General features: G+C 69.1%; 16 protein-coding genes. 8 read left to right on the forward strand and 8 right to left on the reverse strand.

What is annotated here, in order from left to right; genetic code table 11:
- Positions 1-23 precede the first annotated feature (23 nt).
- Positions 24-722 carry a fumarylacetoacetate hydrolase family protein gene (locus tag HAV18_RS04515; RefSeq protein ID WP_166953229.1) on the reverse strand — a complete coding sequence of 233 codons (699 nt, stop codon included), beginning with the start codon at positions 720-722 and terminating at the stop codon, positions 24-26.
- A 95-nt stretch (positions 723-817) separates the two neighbouring features.
- Positions 818-1,861, reverse strand: coding sequence for a gentisate 1,2-dioxygenase (gene gtdA, locus HAV18_RS04520; protein ID WP_166953231.1), 1,044 nt, complete (start codon positions 1,859-1,861; stop codon positions 818-820).
- Positions 1,862-2,029: 168 nt separating this feature from the next.
- On the opposite strand from gtdA, the gene HAV18_RS04525 reads away from it, so the two are divergent.
- Positions 2,030-2,974, forward strand: coding sequence for a LysR family transcriptional regulator (locus tag HAV18_RS04525; protein WP_166953233.1), 945 nt, complete (start codon positions 2,030-2,032; stop codon positions 2,972-2,974).
- A gap of 251 nt (positions 2,975-3,225) precedes the next feature.
- On the opposite strand, the gene HAV18_RS04530 is transcribed toward HAV18_RS04525, so the two are convergent.
- From HAV18_RS04530 to HAV18_RS04545, 4 genes are read right to left on the reverse strand one after another with little or no spacing between them, the layout of a single operon-like run.
- Positions 3,226-4,494 (reverse strand): FAD/NAD(P)-binding oxidoreductase, encoded by a 1,269-nt coding sequence (locus tag HAV18_RS04530; RefSeq protein WP_166953235.1) that lies wholly within the window; start codon positions 4,492-4,494, stop codon positions 3,226-3,228.
- A complete protein-coding gene (locus HAV18_RS04535; protein ID WP_166953236.1) occupies positions 4,491-4,724 on the reverse strand; it encodes a 2Fe-2S iron-sulfur cluster-binding protein in 234 nt (77 codons plus the stop codon). Before HAV18_RS04535 ends, HAV18_RS04530 begins: the two co-directional genes overlap by 4 nt.
- Positions 4,721-5,848 (reverse strand): FAD-binding oxidoreductase, encoded by a 1,128-nt coding sequence (locus tag HAV18_RS04540; protein WP_166953238.1) that lies wholly within the window; start codon positions 5,846-5,848, stop codon positions 4,721-4,723. Before HAV18_RS04540 ends, HAV18_RS04535 begins: the two co-directional genes overlap by 4 nt.
- Positions 5,845-6,777, reverse strand: a complete 933-nt coding sequence (locus tag HAV18_RS04545) for a 4-hydroxyproline epimerase (RefSeq protein WP_208101789.1) — start codon at positions 6,775-6,777, stop codon at positions 5,845-5,847. The genes HAV18_RS04540 and HAV18_RS04545 overlap by 4 nt, the downstream gene beginning before the upstream one ends.
- Positions 6,778-7,028: 251 nt before the next feature.
- Between HAV18_RS04545 and HAV18_RS04550 the strand changes: the two genes are divergently transcribed.
- From HAV18_RS04550 to ilvD, 5 genes are all read left to right on the forward strand, one after another.
- Positions 7,029-7,949 (forward strand): dihydrodipicolinate synthase family protein, encoded by a 921-nt coding sequence (locus HAV18_RS04550; RefSeq protein ID WP_011547925.1) that lies wholly within the window; start codon positions 7,029-7,031, stop codon positions 7,947-7,949.
- Between the two features lie 234 nt (positions 7,950-8,183).
- Positions 8,184-9,809: an APC family permease gene (locus HAV18_RS04555; RefSeq protein ID WP_166953241.1), complete on the forward strand. Its 1,626-nt coding sequence runs from the start codon at positions 8,184-8,186 to the stop codon at positions 9,807-9,809.
- Between the two features lie 76 nt (positions 9,810-9,885).
- Positions 9,886-11,469, forward strand: a complete 1,584-nt coding sequence (locus HAV18_RS04560; protein WP_166953243.1) for an aldehyde dehydrogenase (NADP(+)) — start codon at positions 9,886-9,888, stop codon at positions 11,467-11,469.
- 1 nt (position 11,470) lies between these two features.
- Positions 11,471-12,493, forward strand: a complete 1,023-nt coding sequence (locus HAV18_RS04565) for an Ldh family oxidoreductase (protein ID WP_166953245.1) — start codon at positions 11,471-11,473, stop codon at positions 12,491-12,493.
- A gap of 294 nt (positions 12,494-12,787) precedes the next feature.
- Positions 12,788-14,647 carry a dihydroxy-acid dehydratase gene (gene ilvD / locus HAV18_RS04570; protein ID WP_166953247.1) on the forward strand — a complete coding sequence of 620 codons (1,860 nt, stop codon included), beginning with the start codon at positions 12,788-12,790 and terminating at the stop codon, positions 14,645-14,647.
- 142 nt (positions 14,648-14,789) lie between these two features.
- Here ilvD and HAV18_RS04575 read toward each other — a convergent pair whose 3' ends face one another.
- Positions 14,790-15,599, reverse strand: coding sequence for an SH3 domain-containing protein (locus HAV18_RS04575; protein WP_166953249.1), 810 nt, complete (start codon positions 15,597-15,599; stop codon positions 14,790-14,792).
- A 33-nt stretch (positions 15,600-15,632) separates the two neighbouring features.
- Entirely contained in the window at positions 15,633-16,076 is a 444-nt protein-coding gene (locus HAV18_RS04580; protein WP_166953251.1) for a hypothetical protein, read from the reverse strand.
- Positions 16,077-16,374: 298 nt separating this feature from the next.
- Between HAV18_RS04580 and HAV18_RS04585 the strand changes: the two genes are divergently transcribed.
- On the forward strand, positions 16,375-17,910 hold the full coding sequence (locus HAV18_RS04585; protein WP_166953253.1) for a sigma-70 family RNA polymerase sigma factor: 1,536 nt from the start codon (positions 16,375-16,377) through the stop codon (positions 17,908-17,910).
- 181 nt (positions 17,911-18,091) lie between these two features.
- A complete protein-coding gene (locus HAV18_RS04590) occupies positions 18,092-18,973 on the forward strand; it encodes a helix-hairpin-helix domain-containing protein (protein ID WP_166953255.1) in 882 nt (293 codons plus the stop codon).
- Position 18,974 lies beyond the last annotated feature (1 nt).

An 18,974-nucleotide genomic window follows, 5' to 3' on the forward strand; every position in this document is an offset into this window, starting at 1 on the left:
TGTCGCCTTTCGAGGAAGATGCGTCAGACCACGCGCACGGCCAGTTCGCCGAGCCGTTCGACGCCGACCTTCATCACGTCGCCAGCGACCACCGCGCCGACACCTTCCGGCGTGCCCGTGAAGATCACGTCACCCGGTTCAAGGCGGAAGAACTTCGACAGGTCGGCCACCGTTTCCGCGACCGACCAGATCAGGTGCGACACGTCGCTCTTCTGCTTCGTCGCGCCGTTGACGGTCAGCCACAGGCCGCCCTGCTCGAAATGACCGACATCGCCTGCCGGATGCACGGGCCCGATCGGCGCCGAGCGGTCGAACGCCTTGCCGATCTCCCACGGCCGGCCCATTTCGCGCATCTTCATCTGCAAGTCGCGGCGCGTCATGTCGAGGCCGACCGCATAGCCCCACACGTGTTCGAGCGCGCGCTCGAGCGGAATGTCCGAACCGCCCTTGCCGATCACCGCGACGAGTTCGGCTTCGTAGTGATAGTTCTGCGTCTGCGACGGATACGCGAGATCGAGCGTTTCGCCGTACGCGACCGGCACGATCGAATCGGCCGGCTTGCAGAAGAAGAACGGCGGCTCGCGATCGGGATCGAAGCCCATTTCGCGCGCATGCGCCGCGTAGTTGCGGCCGACGCAATAGACGCGGCGCACCGCGAATCGGGCGTCGCTGCCGGCGACGGGGAGCGCCACGGGCGCTTCGGGCGGGAAAACGAAAGTCATGAACAGCTCCAGCGTAGACATGAACAAAGGGACGCGCGCCGCGCGGCGGCGCACGAGAAATGGATCGACAAAGCGAGGCGAAAAACCGGCCGGTGTCAGTCGCGCGCTTCGCGCAGCAGGTTCAGCGCGGACAGCACGGGCCGGTCGGAATAGCTGAACAGCACGCTGTCGGACGACGCCGACAGCCGCACCGGCGCCCACGACGGCACGACGAAGATGTCGTGCGGCTCGAATTCGAATGCGTTGCCGCCGATGTGCGCGGTGCCGCTGCCCTCGACGACGCAGTAGATCGTCGCGTCGGTGCTGCGGTACGTGCGGCCGTCGAAACCGGCCGGCAGGAACTGCATGAAGGTGGCAATCGTCGGCATCGGCCAACCACCCGTCGCGGGGTTCACGTAGCGCAGCTTCACGCCGTCCCACGCATCGAGCTCGCCGTTCCGGTACAGCACGTCGAGCGCCTCGCGGGTGCGTGCATACGGATAGCTGAACACCGGCGACGTCGGATCGCTCGCGCGATGCCGCACCGGCACCATGTTGTGACCGAAGCGCGCGAGGCTGTCGCCTTCCGGGCGATTCACGGGCTGCACGGCTTCCGGGTAGTTCTCCGCGAAGCCCGCGTCGAGGTTCGCGACGAGCGGAATGTCGAGCCCGTCGAGCCACACGACCGGCTCGCCGCCCTCGTCCACCGACGGATTGCCGTGGTCGTGCCACGCCCACGACGGCGTGATGATGAAGTCGCCCGGATGCATCGTCGTGCGCTCGCCGTTCACGGCCGTCCACGCGCCGCACCCTTCGACGATGAAGCGCAGCGCCGACTGCGTATGCCGGTGGCTCGGCGCGATCTCGCCCGGCAGGATCAGCTGCAGCCCCGCGTACAGGCTCGGCGTCATGCTCGACTTGCCGGGCAGCCCGGGATTCTCCAGCACCAGCACACGGCGCACGGCCTCTTCCGCGCTGATCACGCTGCCGGCCTGCATCACGAGGTCGCGCACCTGCGCGTACTTCCAGATCGCGGCCTGCGCGGCCGGCTGCGGGGATTTCGGCACGAGGTTGTGCAGCGATTCCCACAGCGGCGCCAGGCGTTGCTCGGCGATCCGTGCGTAGTAGGCGGCGCGCGACGCGTCCGGGTGGGTCGTCATGATGTCTCCTTGGCGTCGGCCGATCGGCGTCGGCGCTGTATCTGTCGGGTCGGGGACCATGTTGCAGTCCGTTAGTCGATTTATATTCGACCCAGACATACCCGGTAAAATGGTCAAATCATCTGATCCATATTATTTTGTATATACCTTCTCGCGACGAGGCATGCGATGGACTGGACCCACCGGCTGCGGCTGCGGCATCTGCAGGTACTGTTGAGCCTGGCCGGCACCGGCAACCTGAGCCAGTCGGCGGTGGCGCTCGCGACCACGCAGCCCGCGCTGTCGAAATGGCTGAAGGAACTGGAGGAGGATGTCGGGCTGCCGCTGTTCGAGCGCCATGCACGCGGCCTGCGGCCGACAACCTACGGCGAAGCGCTGATCGAGCATGCGCGCCGCGTCGAGGCGCAGCTCGACGTCGCGCGCGACGACATGGCCGCGCTGCGGGAAGGCGGCAGCGGCCTCGTGACGATCGGCACGTCAGGCGTCGCGGCGGCCGACACGGTGCCGCTCGCGGTGTCGCAGTTGCTGAAACGGATGCCGCGCGCGCAGGTGCGGCTCACCGAAAGCACGATGAACCAGCTGATGCCGCAGCTCGCACGCAGCGAACTGGACATCGTCGTGGGCCGCTCGGGGTCGACATCGGTCGATCCGTTGCTGCATGCCGAAGCACTGTATGTCGATCCGGTCGTGTTCGTCGCGCGGCCCGGCCACGCGCTCGCCGGTGCGGCGTCGGTCGGCTGGGACGACGTGCTCGCCTATTCGTGGATCGTATGGCCGTCAGGCACGCCCGTGCACAACGCGCTGGAGGCCGCGCTGACGGCCGCCGGCCGCGTGCGGCCGCCCCACTGTGTCGAATCGAATTCGTCGATCCTCAACCTCACTCTGCTGAACAACACCGACCTGCTCGGCGTTGCATCGCATCGCGCTGCCCAGCGCTTCGCGCAATTGAACGCGATCCGGATCCTGCCGATGCAGCTCGAAGGCCAGGGTGCGGTGTCGATGTACTGGCACCCCGACAGCGCGAATCGCGCGGCGGTCGCCGCGACGATCGAGTGCCTGCGCGCGTGCGCGGCACCGCAGGTCGGCGGATGGGAGAAGGTGAAGGCGGAATGAATCGCGCGGCCCGGTGTCAACCGGGCCGCGTTGCTGCGTTGCTGCGTTGCTGCGTTGCTGCGTTGCTGCGTTGCTGCGTTGCTGCGTTGCTGCGTTGTCGCGTTGTCGCGTTGTCGCGTTGTCGCGTTGTCGCGTTGTCGCGTTGTCGCGTTGTCGCGTTGTCGCGTTGTCGCGTTGTCGCGTTGTCGCGTTGTCGCGTTGTCGCGTTGTCGCGAGGCCGTGTTATCGAGTTACCGCGACGCCGCAATGCCTCACGCGCCGTCGCAGGACGCCGTGCCGTCCAGCATCAGCGTGCCGACCCGCGCGGGCACGAGCGGCGTGCGCGGTACAGGCGGTGTCCAGCCGAACAATGCCTGCGCAGCCGCACCGCACACGCGGCCCTGGCACGCGCCCATCCCGCAACGTGACTGCAGTTTCGCGGCCGTCCAGCCCGGCGCTTGCGCGACCGCATCGAAACGCACGTCTTCGCAGCGGCACAGCAGCGTATCGGGCCGCGCAAGCCGGCGGATCGGCTCGCGGATCGCAAACCGTTCGCGCACGGCGTCCGCGAACGCCTGCCAGCGTGCACGCTGCGCGATGAGCGCAGCCAGCGGCGCCGTCTGCCCGGTCGCCGCATATCCGGCGATTTCGCCTTCGACCATCGCCAGTTCGCTGCCGCCGACACCCGTGCACTCTCCCGCCGCAAACACCCCGTCACGGCTCGTACGCTGGTGCGCATCGACCGCTACCGCGCCGTTGTCGATCCGGCAGCCGAGATGGCTCGGCAGCACCGTATTCGGCACGAGGCCGAAACCGCAGGCGAGCCGGTCGCAGTCGATGTCGAACTCGCGACCGCCGTGCCGGATCCGCACGCGTTCGAGTCGCTTGTCGCCGAATGCCTCGACGACATGCGCATCAGGCCGGTAAGCGGCCGTGACGAGCTTCGCGGCCTGCGCGAGCTTCGACGGCCAGCGCCACAATCCCGCGCCGAAACCGGCCACGTCGCCCCATGCGGCCTGTTCGAGCACGTGCGACACGCGCGCGCCGGCTTGACGGGCCGTCGCCGCGCTGGCCAGCAGCAGCGGCCCGCTGCCCGCGATCACCGTGCGCTGCCCGCGCACGTCGAGGCCGTACTTGATCAGCGCCTGCAAGCCGCCCGCGCCGGTGACGCCCGGCAGCGTCCAGCCCGGGAATGGCAGCAGCAGTTCACGTGCACCGCAGCAGAGAATCAGCGTGCGGTAGTCGAGCAGCAGCCCGCGCTCGTCGTCTTCGAGCAGCAGCGTGCCCGGCTGAGTTTCGGCGACGATGCGCGTCGCCGCGAGATGCGTGACGTTCGGCTTCCGCAATACGGCGAGCCGCTCGGCGGCGGCCGGCGCGGGCGTGGCCGTTGCGCCTTGACGCCAGATCTGCCCGCCTGCACGCGGGTTGTCGTCGACGATCGCGACCGTCGCGCCGCCTTTCGCGGCTGCCCGCGCGGCCGACAGCCCGGCCGGGCCCGCGCCGACAATCGCGACATCAACGCTCAGTCGTTCCTGTTTCATCGCGTACGCTCCACCTGCATCCCTTCGCGACACAGCGTCTGGCAAGCCAGCCGGCGCCGCCCGTCGATCGTCATCCGGCACTCCTGACAGACGCCCATTCCGCAAAACGGCGCGCGTGCCGCGCCCGTGCACGACACGCGCGTCGTGTCGTCGCCGCTCGCCGCAACGGCGGCCGCGACGGTCACGCCGTCGGCCACCGTCAGCGCACGGCCGTCCAGATGAATGATCATGTCAGCGCTCCGGCTACATGGGACGCGGTCAGGAAGCGTCCCGGCAAATACGGTTCGATATCGATGGGCGGCCGTTCGCCGGCCATCAGCGCGGCGACGAGCCGCGCGCTGCCCGGCGCGGTCGTCACGCCGAGCCCTTCATGCCCGACCGCGAGCCACACGCCCGGCCGCGCCGGATGCTCGCCGAGCAGCGGCAGCCCGTCGGGGCTCGCGGAACGGAACCCCGTCCACGCGCGAATGCCGTTCAGGTCGGCCAGGTCCGGCAGATAGCCCACCGCGCGGCGCAGCATGCGCGCCAGCACGGGCGGCTCGACTTGCGCATCCTCGGTGTCGAACTGGCGCGACGAACCGATCAGCAACTGGCCGGTCGGCCGCGGCTGCACGTTGAACGCGACCGACGTGCCGTCGCTCGCATGCGCGCTCGCCGCATAGCCCAGCTCGACGAGCTGGTGCGACACCTGGCCCGGATAGCGGTCGGTAATCAGCAGATGGCCCTTTTTCGGGCGCAGCGGCAGTTCGGGCAGCAGCGTGCGCGCGGCAACGCCGTTCGCGACGACCACCCGCTCCGCGCGCAGCGTGTCGCCGCTCGCGAGCTTCACGCTCGGGCCATCGACCGCGACGGCCCGGTCGCGCCGCAACGTGATGCGCGGCGCGCGCTGCAGCAGCCAGTTCGCGGTGACGGGCGCATAAAGGATCGCATCGCCCGGAATCTTCAGCGCGCCGCCAAGGCCCGCACGCAACATCGGCTCCAGTTGCGCGAGCGTCGCCGCGTCGATCAGTTCGCCCGCCACGCCGTGCGCGGCGAGCGCCGCCTGCTTCGCGCGCGCGAGATCCATCTCGTGCGCATCCGCTGCGAGCCACAGCGTGCCGCAGTTGCGGTACGCGCAGCCTTCGGGCATCTCGCCGCTCAACGCGCGCCACAGTTCGATCGAGTAATGGCTGAGCGCGAGTTCGGCCGCATTGTCGTCCATCGCGACGAGGTGCCCCATGCCCGCGCCGGTGGCACCGCCGCTCGCGTCGTCGACGACGAGCACGCGCAGCCCGCGCTGCGCGAGTTCGTGCGCGCACGCCGCGCCGACGATGCCGGCGCCGATCACGACGACATCCGTCTTCGCGTCGCTCACGGCGCGATACCCCAGCCGAACGGATCGTCTTCCTCGATCAGCAACGTCGCTTCCGCGCTCAGGTGCGCACTGCCGCGGATCGTCGGCACGATCCCGTCGGCGGCTTCCTCGTAGCTCGCATGGAACACGCTGCCGATCACGCTCGCCTGCCGCCACACGGCGCCCGGCGCGAGCTTGCCGTCGGCCGCGAGGCACGCGAGCTTCGCGCTCGTGCCGGTGCCGCACGGCGAACGGTCGTACGCGAGGCCCGGGCACAGCACGAAGCTGCGGCTGTCGTGTTCGGCATCGTCGGCGAACAGCTCGATATGGTCGATCTCGCCGCCGTTCGCGCCGGTGATGCCCGCGCGTTCAAGCCCTTCGCGCACGGCCGACGCATACGCGGTGAGCGCCGCGACGTTGTCGCCGGCGACGCGCTGCCCGTGGTCGCTGATCAGGAAGAACCAGTTGCCGCCCCACGCGATGTCGCCCTTCACGTGGCCGTAACCCGGCACGTCGAGCGCGACGCCCTTCGCATGGCGATACGCGGGCACGTTGCGCACGCTGACCGACAGGTCGTCGTGCAGCGTCGCCTCGACGGTGCCGACGGGCGTTTCGATCCGGTGCACGCCGGGTGCGATGCGACCCATGTGATGCAGCGTGCGCACGACGCCGATCGTGCCGTGCCCGCACATCCCGAGATAGCCGCTATTGTTGAAGAAGATCACGCCGGCCGCCGCGTCGGGCGAAACGGGTTCGCAGAGCAGCGCGCCGACCAGCACGTCGCTGCCACGCGGCTCGAGGATGCACGCGGTGCGGTAACGGTCGTGCTCGCGAGCGAGCACGTCACGGCGCTCGGCCATCGTGCCGTTGCCGAGCGACGGAAATCCGGACACGACGAGCCGAGTGGGTTCGCCGCCCGTGTGCGAATCGATGATCTGGATGCGCTTCATCATGAGCCGTCCGAAGTGGGGAAAGGAGCATAGCTTCCTCCGTCGCGCGTCCGTCCGCTTGTGGCTTTTCGATGAGGACGACGACGAAATCGGCATAGTGCGACGCGCCCGTCACGCCCCTGCCGGCCGCTGTGCCGATTTCGTCATTTTGCTCCGCGATACGACTCAAGCGTGATGGGCATTTGCGCGGCGATACTGGTTGCCACACCGACACACCTGTCGGCCGACCGATACGAACGTAGGAGATTTCAGTGAGCCGCAAAGCCATTCAATGGACCGGGGTTTTCCCGGCCGTCAGCACCCAGTTCAAGCCGGACTTTTCCCTCGACATCGACGCCACGCACCGCGTGGTGAAGAACCTGGTGAACGACGGCGTGTCGGGCCTCGTGGTCTGCGGCACGGTCGGCGAAAACACGTCGCTGTCGACGAGCGAGAAGCTCCAGGTGATCGAGGCTGCACGCGACGCAGCCGGCGGCAAGATTCCGGTGATCGCAGGCATCGCCGAATTCACGACCGAATTCGCGCGCAACACGGTGCGTGAAGCGCAGCGCGTCGGCGTCGACGGCGTGATGGTCATGCCCGCGCTCGTGTACTCGGCGAAGCCGCATGAAACCGCCGCGCACTTCCGCGCGGTCGCGACGAGCACCGACCTGCCGGTGATGGTCTACAACAACCCGCCGATCTACAAGAACGACGTGACGCCCGACGTGCTGATCGCGCTGCAGGATTGCGAGAACATCGTCTGCTTCAAGGATTCGTCGGGCGATACGCGCCGCTTCATCGACCTGCGCAACGCGGTCGGCGATCGCTTCGTGCTGTTCGCGGGCCTCGACGACGTCGTGGTCGAGAGCATCGCGGTCGGCGCCGAAGGCTGGGTGTCGGGCATGTCGAACGCGTTCCCGAAGGAAGGCGAGACGCTGTTCCGCCTCGCGAAGCAAAAGCGTTTCGACGAAGCGCTTGCGCTGTATCGCTGGTTCATGCCGCTGCTGCACCTCGACGCACGCCCCGATCTCGTGCAGTGCATCAAGCTGTGCGAAGAGCTGGTCGGCCGCGGCAGCGCGATCACGCGCCCGCCGCGCCTCGCGCTGCAGGGCGACACGCTCGCGGAAGTGAAGGCCATCGTCGCGAAGGCGCTCGAAACGCGCCCGGCGCTGCCCGACGTCGGTCTCTGATCGACTCCCCGTGCGGCAGTGCGCAGGCTTGTCGCCTGCGCGCCGCCGCCCCCGGTTCGGCATTGGCCTGCGGGCCCGTTCGCACCGGCGCCCGCCCGTGCCGCGCGTGAACGCCCCGCCGCCCGCCCCGGTCGTTCGAACCGGGCGACGCCGGCCGGCAGGCCTGCGCCGCTGCTCCGTCGGAGCGCGGCGCACTTCAAGCCTGTGCCGATATTCCCCCCAGGAGACAAGCCCATGCCAGGCCAAGGCAACGCACACCCGTCTGTCCCGCTTTCCCGTTCCGCGCACCCCGACGCGGGTCACGGCAAGTTCAAGAAGCAGCTGTCGCTGACCGATCTCACGTTCATCGGTCTCGGCGCCATTTTCGGTTCGGGGTGGCTGTTCGCCGCGAGTCACGTATCGACGATCGCGGGCCCGGCCGGCATCTTCTCGTGGCTGCTCGGCGGTTTCGCGGTGCTGCTGCTCGGCATCGTCTACTGCGAACTCGGCGCCGCGCTGCCGCGTGCCGGTGGCGTCGTGCGCTACCCGGTGTTCTCGCACGGCCCGCTGCTCGGCTACCTGATGGGCTTCATCACGCTGATCGCCTTTTCGAGCCTGATCGCGATCGAAGTCGTCGCCGCGCGCCAGTATGCGGCCGCGTGGTTTCCGGGCCTGACAGTCGCTGGATCGAGCGACCCGACGACGCTCGGCTGGCTCGTGCAGGCCGCGCTGCTCTGCTTCTTCTTTTACCTGAACTATTCGAGCGTGAAGACGTTCGCGAAAGCGAACAACATCATCAGCATCTTCAAGTTCATCGTGCCGCTCGCGGTGATCGGCGTGCTGTTCACGTTCTTCAAGCCCGCGAACCTGACCGTGCACGGCTTCGCGCCGTTCGGCATGCCGGGCATCGAGATGGCCGTGTCCGCGGGCGGCATCATCTTCGCGTATCTCGGGCTCACGCCGATCGTGTCGGTCGCGAGCGAGGTGCGCAATCCGCAGCGCACGATCCCGATCGCGCTGATCCTGTCGATCCTGCTGTCGACGCTGATCTACGTGCTGCTGCAGCTCGCGTTCATCGGCAGCATCCCGACCGCGATGCTCGCCGGCGGCTGGCACGACGTCAGCAAGGCGTTCTCGCTGCCGTACCGCGACATCGCGCTGGCGCTCGGCGTCGGCTGGCTCGCGGTGATGGTCGTCGCCGACGCGATGATCTCGCCGAGCGGCTGCGGCAACATCTACATGAACGCGACGCCCCGCGTCGTCTACGGCTGGGCGAAGACGGGCACCTTCTTCAAGGTGTTCACGCGCGTCGACGAAGCGTCGGGCATCCCGCGTGCGGGCCTGTGGCTCACGTTCGGCCTCGCGATCTTCTGGACACTGCCGTTCCCGTCGTGGGAAGCGCTGATCAACATCGTGTCGGCCGCGCTGGTGCTGAGCTATGCGGTCGCACCGGTGTCGGTCGCCGCACTGCGCCGCACCGCGCCCGACCTCCCACGGCCGTTCCGCGCGGTGGCGTTCGGCATCACCGGCCCCGCGTCGTTCGTGATCGCCGCGCTGATCGTCTACTGGTCGGGCTGGAGCACCGTGTCCTGGCTGCTCGGCCTGCAGATCGTGATGTTCGTCATCTATCTCGCGTGCCGCCGCTGGGTGCCGACCGCACACCTGAGCCTCGCCGAACAGGTGCGCTCGTCCGCGTGGCTGATCGCGTTCTATGCGGCGATGATCGTGCTGTCGTATCTCGGCGGCTTCGGCGGCACGGGCCGGCTCGCGCATCCGTACGACACGGTCGTCGTCGCGGCCGTCGCGCTCGTCATCTACTACTGGGGCGCCAACACCGGCGTGCGCTCCGACAAGCTGCAGCTCGACGACGACGAGGACTGACGCGCCCGTTCCCTTTCTCACCATCATTCCGGCCGGGCACCCCACGCCCGGCCCCTGCTTTTTTCCGAGGAAAACCATGCAACTCACAGGTCAGCTCCTGATCGGCCAGTCCGCCGTCACCGGACAGAACGGCACCCTTCACGCGATCGCCGCCGCGACCGGCGAACGGCTCGAACCCGCCTTCGGCGGCGCGAGCCTGCACGACCTGGAGACGGCCTGCGAGCTCGCCGACGACGCGTTCGACATCTATCGCGAAACGTCGCTCGAAGCCCGCGCCGCGTTTCTCGACGCGATCGGCCGCCACATCATGGCGCTCGGCGACGACCTGATCGAACGCTGTGTCATCGAAACGGGCCTGCCGCGCGCGCGCATCGAAGGCGAGCGCGGCCGCACGGTCGGCCAGCTCGCGCTGTTCGCGTCGCTCGTGCGCGACGGCGGCTTTCTCGACGCGCGGATCGACCCGGCGCGCCCCGAGCGCAAGCCGCTGCCGCGCGTCGACCTGCGCCTGCGCAACGTCGCGATCGGGCCCGTCGCCGTATTCGGCGCGTCGAATTTCCCGCTCGCGTTCTCGGTCGCCGGCGGCGACACGGCGTCGGCGCTCGCGGCCGGCTGCCCGGTGATCGTCAAGGCGCATTCCGCGCACCCGGGCACGTCGGAGCTCGTCGGCCGCGCGATCCAGCAGGCCGCGCGTGAATGCGGGATGCCGGCCGGCGTGTTCTCGCTGCTGTTCGACGCATCGCGCGAGGTCGGCCAGAAGCTCGTCGCCGATCCGCGCATCAAGGCCGTCGGTTTCACCGGCTCGCGTCGCGGCGGCGTCGCGCTGATGCATATCGCGGCCGCGCGCCCCGAGCCGATTCCCGTCTATGCGGAAATGAGCTCGATCAACCCTGTGCTGCTGTTTCCCGCCGCACTCGACGCGCGCCACGCTGCGATCGCGCCGCAGTTCGTCGCATCGCTCACGCTCGGCGCTGGCCAGTTCTGCACGAATCCGGGCCTCGTGCTCGCGGTCGACGGGCCCGCGCTGCGCGCGTTCGAAGAAACGGCCGCCGCTGCGGTGCGTGCAGCGCCCGCGCAAACGATGCTGACGCCGCACATCCACGCCAGCTACGAACAAGGCGTCGCGGCGCTTCGTGCGCACACTGCCGTCGAACTGCTCGCGCAAGGTGCGGAAGGCGACCGGCTGCAGGCCCGCGCCGCCCTGCTGGCAACCTCGGCCGATGCGTTCGTCGCGCATCCCGAGCTGCGCGACGAAGTCTTCGGCCCCGCTTCGCTGATCGTGCGATGCCCGGACGCGGACACGCTGCATCGCGTGCTGAAGTCGCTCGAAGGCCAGCTGACGATCGCCGCGCATCTCGCCGACGGCGACGCCGCACTGTTCGCCGCGCTGCGCCCGACGCTCGAGCGCAAGGCCGGCCGCATTCTCGTCAACGGCTTCGGCACGGGCGTCGAGGTCGGTCATGCGATGGTGCACGGCGGCCCGTTCCCCGCCACGTCCGACACGCGCACGACGTCCGTCGGCGCGCGTGCGATCGAGCGTTTCCTGCGCCCCGTGTCGTATCAGGACGTGCCCGACGCGCTGCTGCCGGAATCAATCCGCAACGGCAATCCGCTGAACGTGCCGCAACGCATCGACGGCGTGCCGGCTCCGCGGGAGGCATGACATGACCGCATCCACCGACGAAATCGTCCTGTCGCTCGATGAGGTCCATGCGCTCGCGCTGCGCGTGCTGACGCACAACGGCATGTCCGACGCCCATGCCCGGGCTATCGCCAACGTGATCACGCAGGGCCAGCGCGACGAATGCCATTCGCATGGTGTGTACCGGCTGCTCGTCTGCGTGCGTTCGCTGAAGAAGGGCAAGGTCGATCCGCAGGCCGTGCCGACGCTGCGCCGGCTGTCGTCGTCGATCGTCGCGGTCGACGCGCATCGCGGCTTCTCGCTGCTGAGCTTCGAAACGGGCCTGCCCGTGCTCGTCGAGATGGCAAGGCAGCACGGGATCGCCGCCATGACGATCAACCATTGCTACCACTTCTCCGCGCTGTGGCCGGAAGTCGAAGCGATCGCAGCCGAGGGGCTGGTCGGCATCGCGATGAATCCGAGCCATAGCTGGGTCGCGCCGGAAGGCGGCAAGGAGCCCGTGTTCGGCACGAACCCGATCGCGTTCGCGTGGCCGCGCCCGGGCGGCGTACCGTTCGTGTTCGATTTCGCGACGAGCGCGATCGCGCGCGGCGACATCGAGCTGCATGCGAAACAAGGCAAGGCGATCCCTCCGGAATGGGCGATCGACGCCGAAGGCCGGCCGACCACCGATCCGAAGGCCGCGCTGCAGGGCGCGATGCGCACGTTCGGCGGCCACAAGGGCTCGGCGCTCGCGGCGATGGTCGAATTGCTCGGCGGCGCGCTGATCGGCGACATGACGAGCCGCGAGTCGATGGAGTTCGACGAGGGCGTCGGCGCGACGCCGTGCCATGGCGAACTCGTGATCGCCTTCGACCCGAAGGTGTTCCTCGGCGACGCTCTCGACACGGGGCTCGCGCGCGGCGAGCGGATGTTCGAATCGATCGTCGCGCAGGGTGCGCGGCTGCCGTCGCAACGGCGCTTCGACGCTCGCGCGCGCAGCATCGCGAACGGCGTGCGGATTCCGAAGGCGCTGTACGACGAGATCCTGACGCTGCTCGACTGATCGCCGACGCGCGGCGCCGGATCGCGCGTTCATCGCCGACCGATGCGACCGATGCGCGACCCGGTCGCCTGCGCGGCCGGTCGCGCGGGCGTCCCGCAGCCGTCCGCGCATGCCGCGCCGGGCACGCCGCCGGCGCCGGTTGCGCACCCCGCGGGCGCCACGCCCGCGGCGGCTGTGGGATAATCGCCCGGTTTGCCCAGGGCGCAGCTCAAGAGGTTGTTCGCACGGGCGCGAGAGAGGCCTTTATTCCCCGTGCCTCCACCCTTTTCCCGCGATATTTCTTCAGCAACGACAATGCCCACTTACCGTTCCAAAACCTCCACCGCTGGCCGCAACATGGCAGGTGCGCGCTCGCTCTGGCGCGCCACCGGCATGAAAGACGACGATTTCTCGAAGCCGATCATCGCGGTCGTCAACTCGTTCACCCAGTTCGTGCCCGGGCACGTGCACCTGAAGGATCTCGGCCAGCTCGTCGCACGGGAGATCGAGGCTGCCGGCGGCGTCGCGAAGGAATTCAACACGATCGCGGTCGACGACGGCATCGCGATGGGCCACGACGGCATGCTGTATTCGCTGCCGAGCCGCGACATCATCGCCGACTCGGTCGAATACATGGTGAACGCGCACTGCGCGGACGCGATGGTCTGCATCTCGAACTGCGACAAGATCACGCCGGGGATGCTGATGGCCGCGATGCGCCTCAACATCCCGGTGATCTTCGTGTCGGGCGGCCCGATGGAAGCCGGCAAGACGCGCCTCGCGAACCCGGTCACCAAGGCCATCGAAGTGAAGAAGCTCGACCTCGTCGACGCGATGGTGATCGCGGTCGACCCGTCGTATTCCGACGCCGAAGTCGCCGAAGTCGAACGCTCGGCCTGCCCGACCTGCGGCTCGTGCTCGGGCATGTTCACCGCAAACTCGATGAACTGCCTGACCGAAGCACTCGGCCTGTCGCTGCCCGGCAACGGCACGGTGGTGGCCACGCACGCCGATCGCGAGCAACTGTTCAAGCGCGCCGGCCGTCGCATCGTCGAACTCACCCGCCAGCACTACGAGCAGGACGACGAACGCGTGCTGCCGCGCTCGGTCGGCTTCAAGGCATTCGAGAACGCCATGACGCTCGACATCGCGATGGGCGGCTCGACCAACACGATCCTGCACCTGCTGGCGATCGCACAGGAAGCCGGCATCGACTTCACGATGAAGGACATCGACCGCCTGTCGCGCGTCGTGCCGCAGCTGTGCAAGGTCGCGCCAAACACGAACAAGTACCACATCGAGGACGTGCACCGCGCAGGCGGCATCATGGCGATCCTCGGCGAGCTCGACCGCGCCGGCAAGCTGCACACCGACGTGCCGACCGTGCACACGCCGACGCTGAAGGACGCCCTCGACCAGTGGGACATCGTCCGCACTCAGGACGATGCGGTCCGCACGTTCTACATGGCCGGCCCGGCCGGCATCCCGACGCAGGTCGCGTTCAGCCAGAACACGCGCTGGCCGAGCCTCGACCTCGATCGCGCCGAAGGCTGCATCCGCTCGTATGAGCACGCGTTCTCGAAGGAAGGCGGCCTCGCCGTGCTGACGGGCAACATCGCGCTCGACGGCTGCGTGGTGAAGACGGCCGGCGTCGACGAGAGCATCCTCGTGTTCGAAGGCTCGGCGCACGTGACCGAATCGCAGGATGAAGCGGTCGAAAACATCCTGAACGACAAGGTCAAAGCCGGCGACGTGGTGATCGTGCGCTACGAGGGCCCGAAGGGCGGCCCCGGCATGCAGGAAATGCTCTACCCGACCAGCTACATCAAGTCGAAGGGGCTCGGCAAGGCATGCGCGCTGCTGACGGATGGCCGCTTCTCGGGCGGCACGTCGGGCCTGTCGATCGGCCACTGCTCGCCGGAAGCGGCCGCGGGCGGCGCGATCGGCCTCGTGCGCGACGGCGACAAGATCCGCATCGACATCCCGAACCGCACGATCGACGTGCTGGTGTCCGACGAAGAGCTGGCGCGCCGCCGCGAAGAGCAGAACGCGAAGGGCTGGAAGCCGGCGCAGCCGCGTCCGCGCAAGGTGTCCGCGGCGCTGAAGGCCTATGCGAAGCTGGTCATGTCCGCCGACAAGGGTGCCGTGCGCGACCTGTCGCTGCTCGACGACTGACACGGGTAGCACGACCGGCTGCCTGCAACGCACAGCCGGTCAGGCTGCGGGCAGGACAACCGCCCGCGTGCCCACTACGGAAGCCGCTCTCCGGAGCGGCTTTTTTTCGTCCGCGCCCGGGGAATCCACGGCGCCGGCGACATCAGTGACGGAAATCTTCGGGGCCACCGCCTCCGCCGCCTCCACCACCGTGGTTACCGCCACCGTTTCCACCACCTTGCGGCCGCGCATAACCGCCGCCGCCCCCGCCTCCCTGGCGCACCGGCGGCGGCATCGGACGCGCCTCGCCACCCGGCGCGGGCGGCGGGCGCAACACGGCCGGTGGCGGGCCGGCCGGACGCGCGTTGCCCGCCCCGCCCGGCATCGGTGAAGGCGCCGGCGCAGCCGGCGGCGGCGTGCGGATCGCGCCGTTCCAGCCGCCGCGCGCAGCCGACGGCCGCGCGTCATGCACGGGCGGCGGACCGCCCGGTGCGACCTGCATCTCCCCGCCCGGTTGCGGGCGTCCGCGTCCCGGCGGCATGCCTCCGGGGCCGAGCCGCGGCTCCGAACGATGCCCCCAGCGATCGCGATCGTGATACCACGGCCGGTTGCGATAGTAGCGATCCCAGTACGCGGCGATCGCGAATCCGGTGATCGGCACGCCGATGATCGCGCCATAGTCGTACAGCGGCACGTAGCTGCCCTGGTACGGATACTCGAGCAACTGCGCATCGATCCAGCCGCGCACGCCCGGCAGCGCAACGTCGCACCACGAGTAGTCGCTCAGGCAGCCGAAGACGTCCAGCGCCGTGTCGGGCGGAATCTGCGCAACCACCGGATAGTCGGGTGCCGGCCCGGCATACAGCTCGGCCGGCGAGTTCGTGTAGGCGCTGCTCTGCGCATCGGCGACGCCCGGCGCGGCCGCAAGGCCGAGCAGGACGACGCACAAACTTCGGACAATCGTGTTCCTCATGATGCTCTCCCGCACGGTGCCGCCGCGCGCCGGTCAATGCCGATGCCCGCCCCGGCCGCCACCACCCCAGTGGCCGCCGCCCCACGGACGATGCCAATACCCGCCGCGTCCGCGCCAGTAGCCGCCGCCCCAGCCGCCCCAGAAGCCGACCGAGATCGCAGGCGCCCCCCAGCCGTACCAGCCCGGGTAATACGCGGGGGCATAGTACGGATACGGATAGGGATACGGCGGCGGATAGGCCGGCGCGACGTAGACGGGAGCCGGGTCGGCCGCGGCCGGCGCGGCCGCCGCCGGACCCTGGCTCGGTGCAGCGGTGCCCGGTGTAGCCGGCGTGACGGGTATCTCGCGCTGCGTCAGCGTGGCCGGCGCGGGCGCATAGTACGGAGCATAGCCATACGGACTCGTGTAATAACAGCCGCCGAGGGTCAGCGTGATCAATGCGAACGCCGCACACCTCGCGGCAGGAATCGGGGTCATTTCTTGCTCCGGCAGAATCTGCGCCGCGCCGCCAGACGCGCGCCTGACTCTAGCTTACGTCCCCTGCAGATTTCCGCTCGGTATGATCGGTTACTTTTTGTTTCCTGCGCCGGACGGGCGCGCAGGCACGCCGCGTGCTGGCATGTCTGCCGCGCTCGCGTTGAAGTTCGCGCAAATGCCCTCAACTTGAACGATGTCAGGCTGGCCGGCGCGGACGGGGGTTCGCGAGCAACCGGCGGCCCGAAACCAGCGGACTTCGGCCCGCCCCGACAGGAACGCGGCTCACGCCGCCATCGACATGACTACGCCACGCCCCACTCCTCGGGCGGACACGCCGCTCGATCCGATCATCCAGTTGCTGGCGCTCGCCGGCGAACAGGGTTATCTGACCCACGCCGACCTCGTCGACGCGCTGCCGCCCGAAAGCGACAGCCCCGACGCGCTCGACGTCGTGCGCGCCGCGCTCGCCGACATCGGCATCGCCGTGCTCGACGAGCCGGCCGCGCCAGCGCCGTTCGCCGGTTCGGCGCATGTCGACGTCGATCGCGATGCGCTCGACGAAGGCCGCGCGATGCTCGGCGACCTCGCACGCGGCACGAGCGCGTCGACCGACCCGCTCGCGCTCTACATGCGGCGCATGCAGGCAGTGCCGCTGCTCACGCGCGAAGGCGAAATCGTGCTGGCGCGCGAACTCGAGACGGGCCGCCACCAGATCCTGCACGCGCTCGCCGGCTATCCGGCTGCGGTCGACGCACTGCTTGCGCGCCACCGCGCGACGGCGACGAGCGCTGCCGCCGGGTCGTCCGATGGCGACGCCCCCGATACGCCCGCGCCTGCCAGCTACGACGCGCTGCAGGCGGCCGCCGCGGCCTTGCGCGGTGCGTTGCACGGGCATGGCTTCCGTTCGGCCGAATACCGGGACGCGCGCAACCGCGTGGCCGCGCTGCTCGGCTCGATCGCGTGGGTCGCGGCGGCCGTCGACGACGCGAGCCGCGTCGTGGGCACGCTCGCGTCTGCGCCGCATGGCGCCGCGGCGGGCGAAGCCGCCTGCTTCGACACGGTCGCGCGACGTGCCCTCGCGGCAGCGCTCGCCGACGGCCAGCAGAAAGTGCGCGACGCCACGCGCGCGATGCTCGAAGCGAACCTGCGGCTGGTGCTGTCGATCGCGCGGAAGTACATGAACCGCGGCGTCGACCTGCCCGATCTCGTGCAGGACGGCAGCCTCGGCCTGATGCGCGCGATCGAGAAATTCGAATACCGGCGCGGCTTCAAGTTCTCGACCTATGCAACCTGGTGGATCCGCCAGGCGATCGCGCGCGCGGTCGCGGATCGCGCTCGCACGATCCGCGTACCCGTGCACGTGGGCGACCAGTACCAGCGTGTGCAGCGGCATGCGCTGCGTTTTCGTCAGCGCACGGGCCGCCGGGCGACGCCGGCCGAACTCGCGGCCGAAACCGGCCTCGACGAGGACAAGGTACGGGCGATGCTGGCGCTGCCTGCCGAGCCCGTGTCGCTCGACACGCCGCTGCCCGACGCGGACACCGGCCTCGTGGAACTGATCGAGGATCAGGTATCGGCCAGCCCGTTCGAGCAACTGGCCGACACGCGCATGCGCGAGTGCGTGAGGTCGCTGCTCCGGTCGGTCACACCGGCTGAAGCCGACGTACTGCGTCGGCGGTTCGGCCTCGGCGGCGCCGAGCCCGATACCTACGACGCGATTGCGCAGGACGCGGGCATGTCGCGCGAACGCGTGCGGCAGATCGAGAAACGGGCGCTCGCCGCGTTGCGCACGGCCGCCGAGGCCGAGAACGCGCAGTCGTTTCTCGACGCGTGACCGCATCACGGGACGCACGGTCGTGCCGCCTGCCGGCACGACCGTGCACTTCCCACCTGTGCTACGTTTGCTATTGACGTGCGTCAAGTTTTCTTCATCGCGTGTCGCGACAATGATGAAAAGCCGACCGGCGCATCGTTCGCCGTGTCCATTCCGTTTGTGCTTCCCCGGGTCCCTTGCCATGCAGACGACCGCCGGCCAAACGTACGAGGAAAACCGGCATATCGCGGCCTGCCTGCGCGAGGCGGCGCAACGGCTGGCTGACCAGGGCGCGAATCCGTACCGGGTCGCCGCGTACCGCGCGTCGGCCGAGACCGTCGATGCGCTCGACCTCGACATCCGCGCGCTGTTCGAGTCCGGCGGCATCGATGCGCTCGGTACGTTGCCCGAAATCGGCGCGGGCGTCGCCCAGGCCATTGCCGAGCTGCTGGTGACGGGGCGCTGGCGCCAGCTCGACCGGCTGTGCGGCGACGCCGAACGCACCTCCGCGTTCGAAGCGGTGCCGGGCATCGGCCACGCACTCGCGTTGCGCATTCACGACCTGCTTCACATCGATACGCTCGAAGAACTCGAACGCGCGGCCCGCAACGGCCAGCTCGAAACGATCTCGGGCGTCGGCCCGCGGCGCGCGGCCGGCATCCGCACCGCGCTCGACGACGTGCTGAGCCGCCGTCGGCGCTGGCAGGGCCACGTACAGAACGTCGGCCCCGGCACGGAGCCGCCGGTCGAACTGCTCCTCTACATCGACCGCCTGTACCGCAACAAGGCCGCCGCCGGCGTGTTGCCGACGCTCGCGCACCGGCGCCTGAACGTGGACGGTTACGTGCCGTCGCCCGTGATGCACATGACGAAGGGCGGCTGGCATTTCACGGCGCTGTGCCTGCTTGCCGCAATGCGCACGCCGGAGGCCTCCCGCCCGACCGACTGGGTTTCGCTCTATTTCTACGACGCGCTGCAGTGCGAGCACCAGCGCACCGTCTTCACCGAAACGGTCGGCTCGCTCGTCGGCAAACGCATCGTGCGCGGGCGCGAGCAGGAATGTCGCGTGTACTACGCGGGGTGAG

This window comes from Burkholderia sp. D-99 (assembly GCF_011605345.1).
In the GTDB taxonomy this organism is placed as follows: domain Bacteria; phylum Pseudomonadota; class Gammaproteobacteria; order Burkholderiales; family Burkholderiaceae; genus Burkholderia.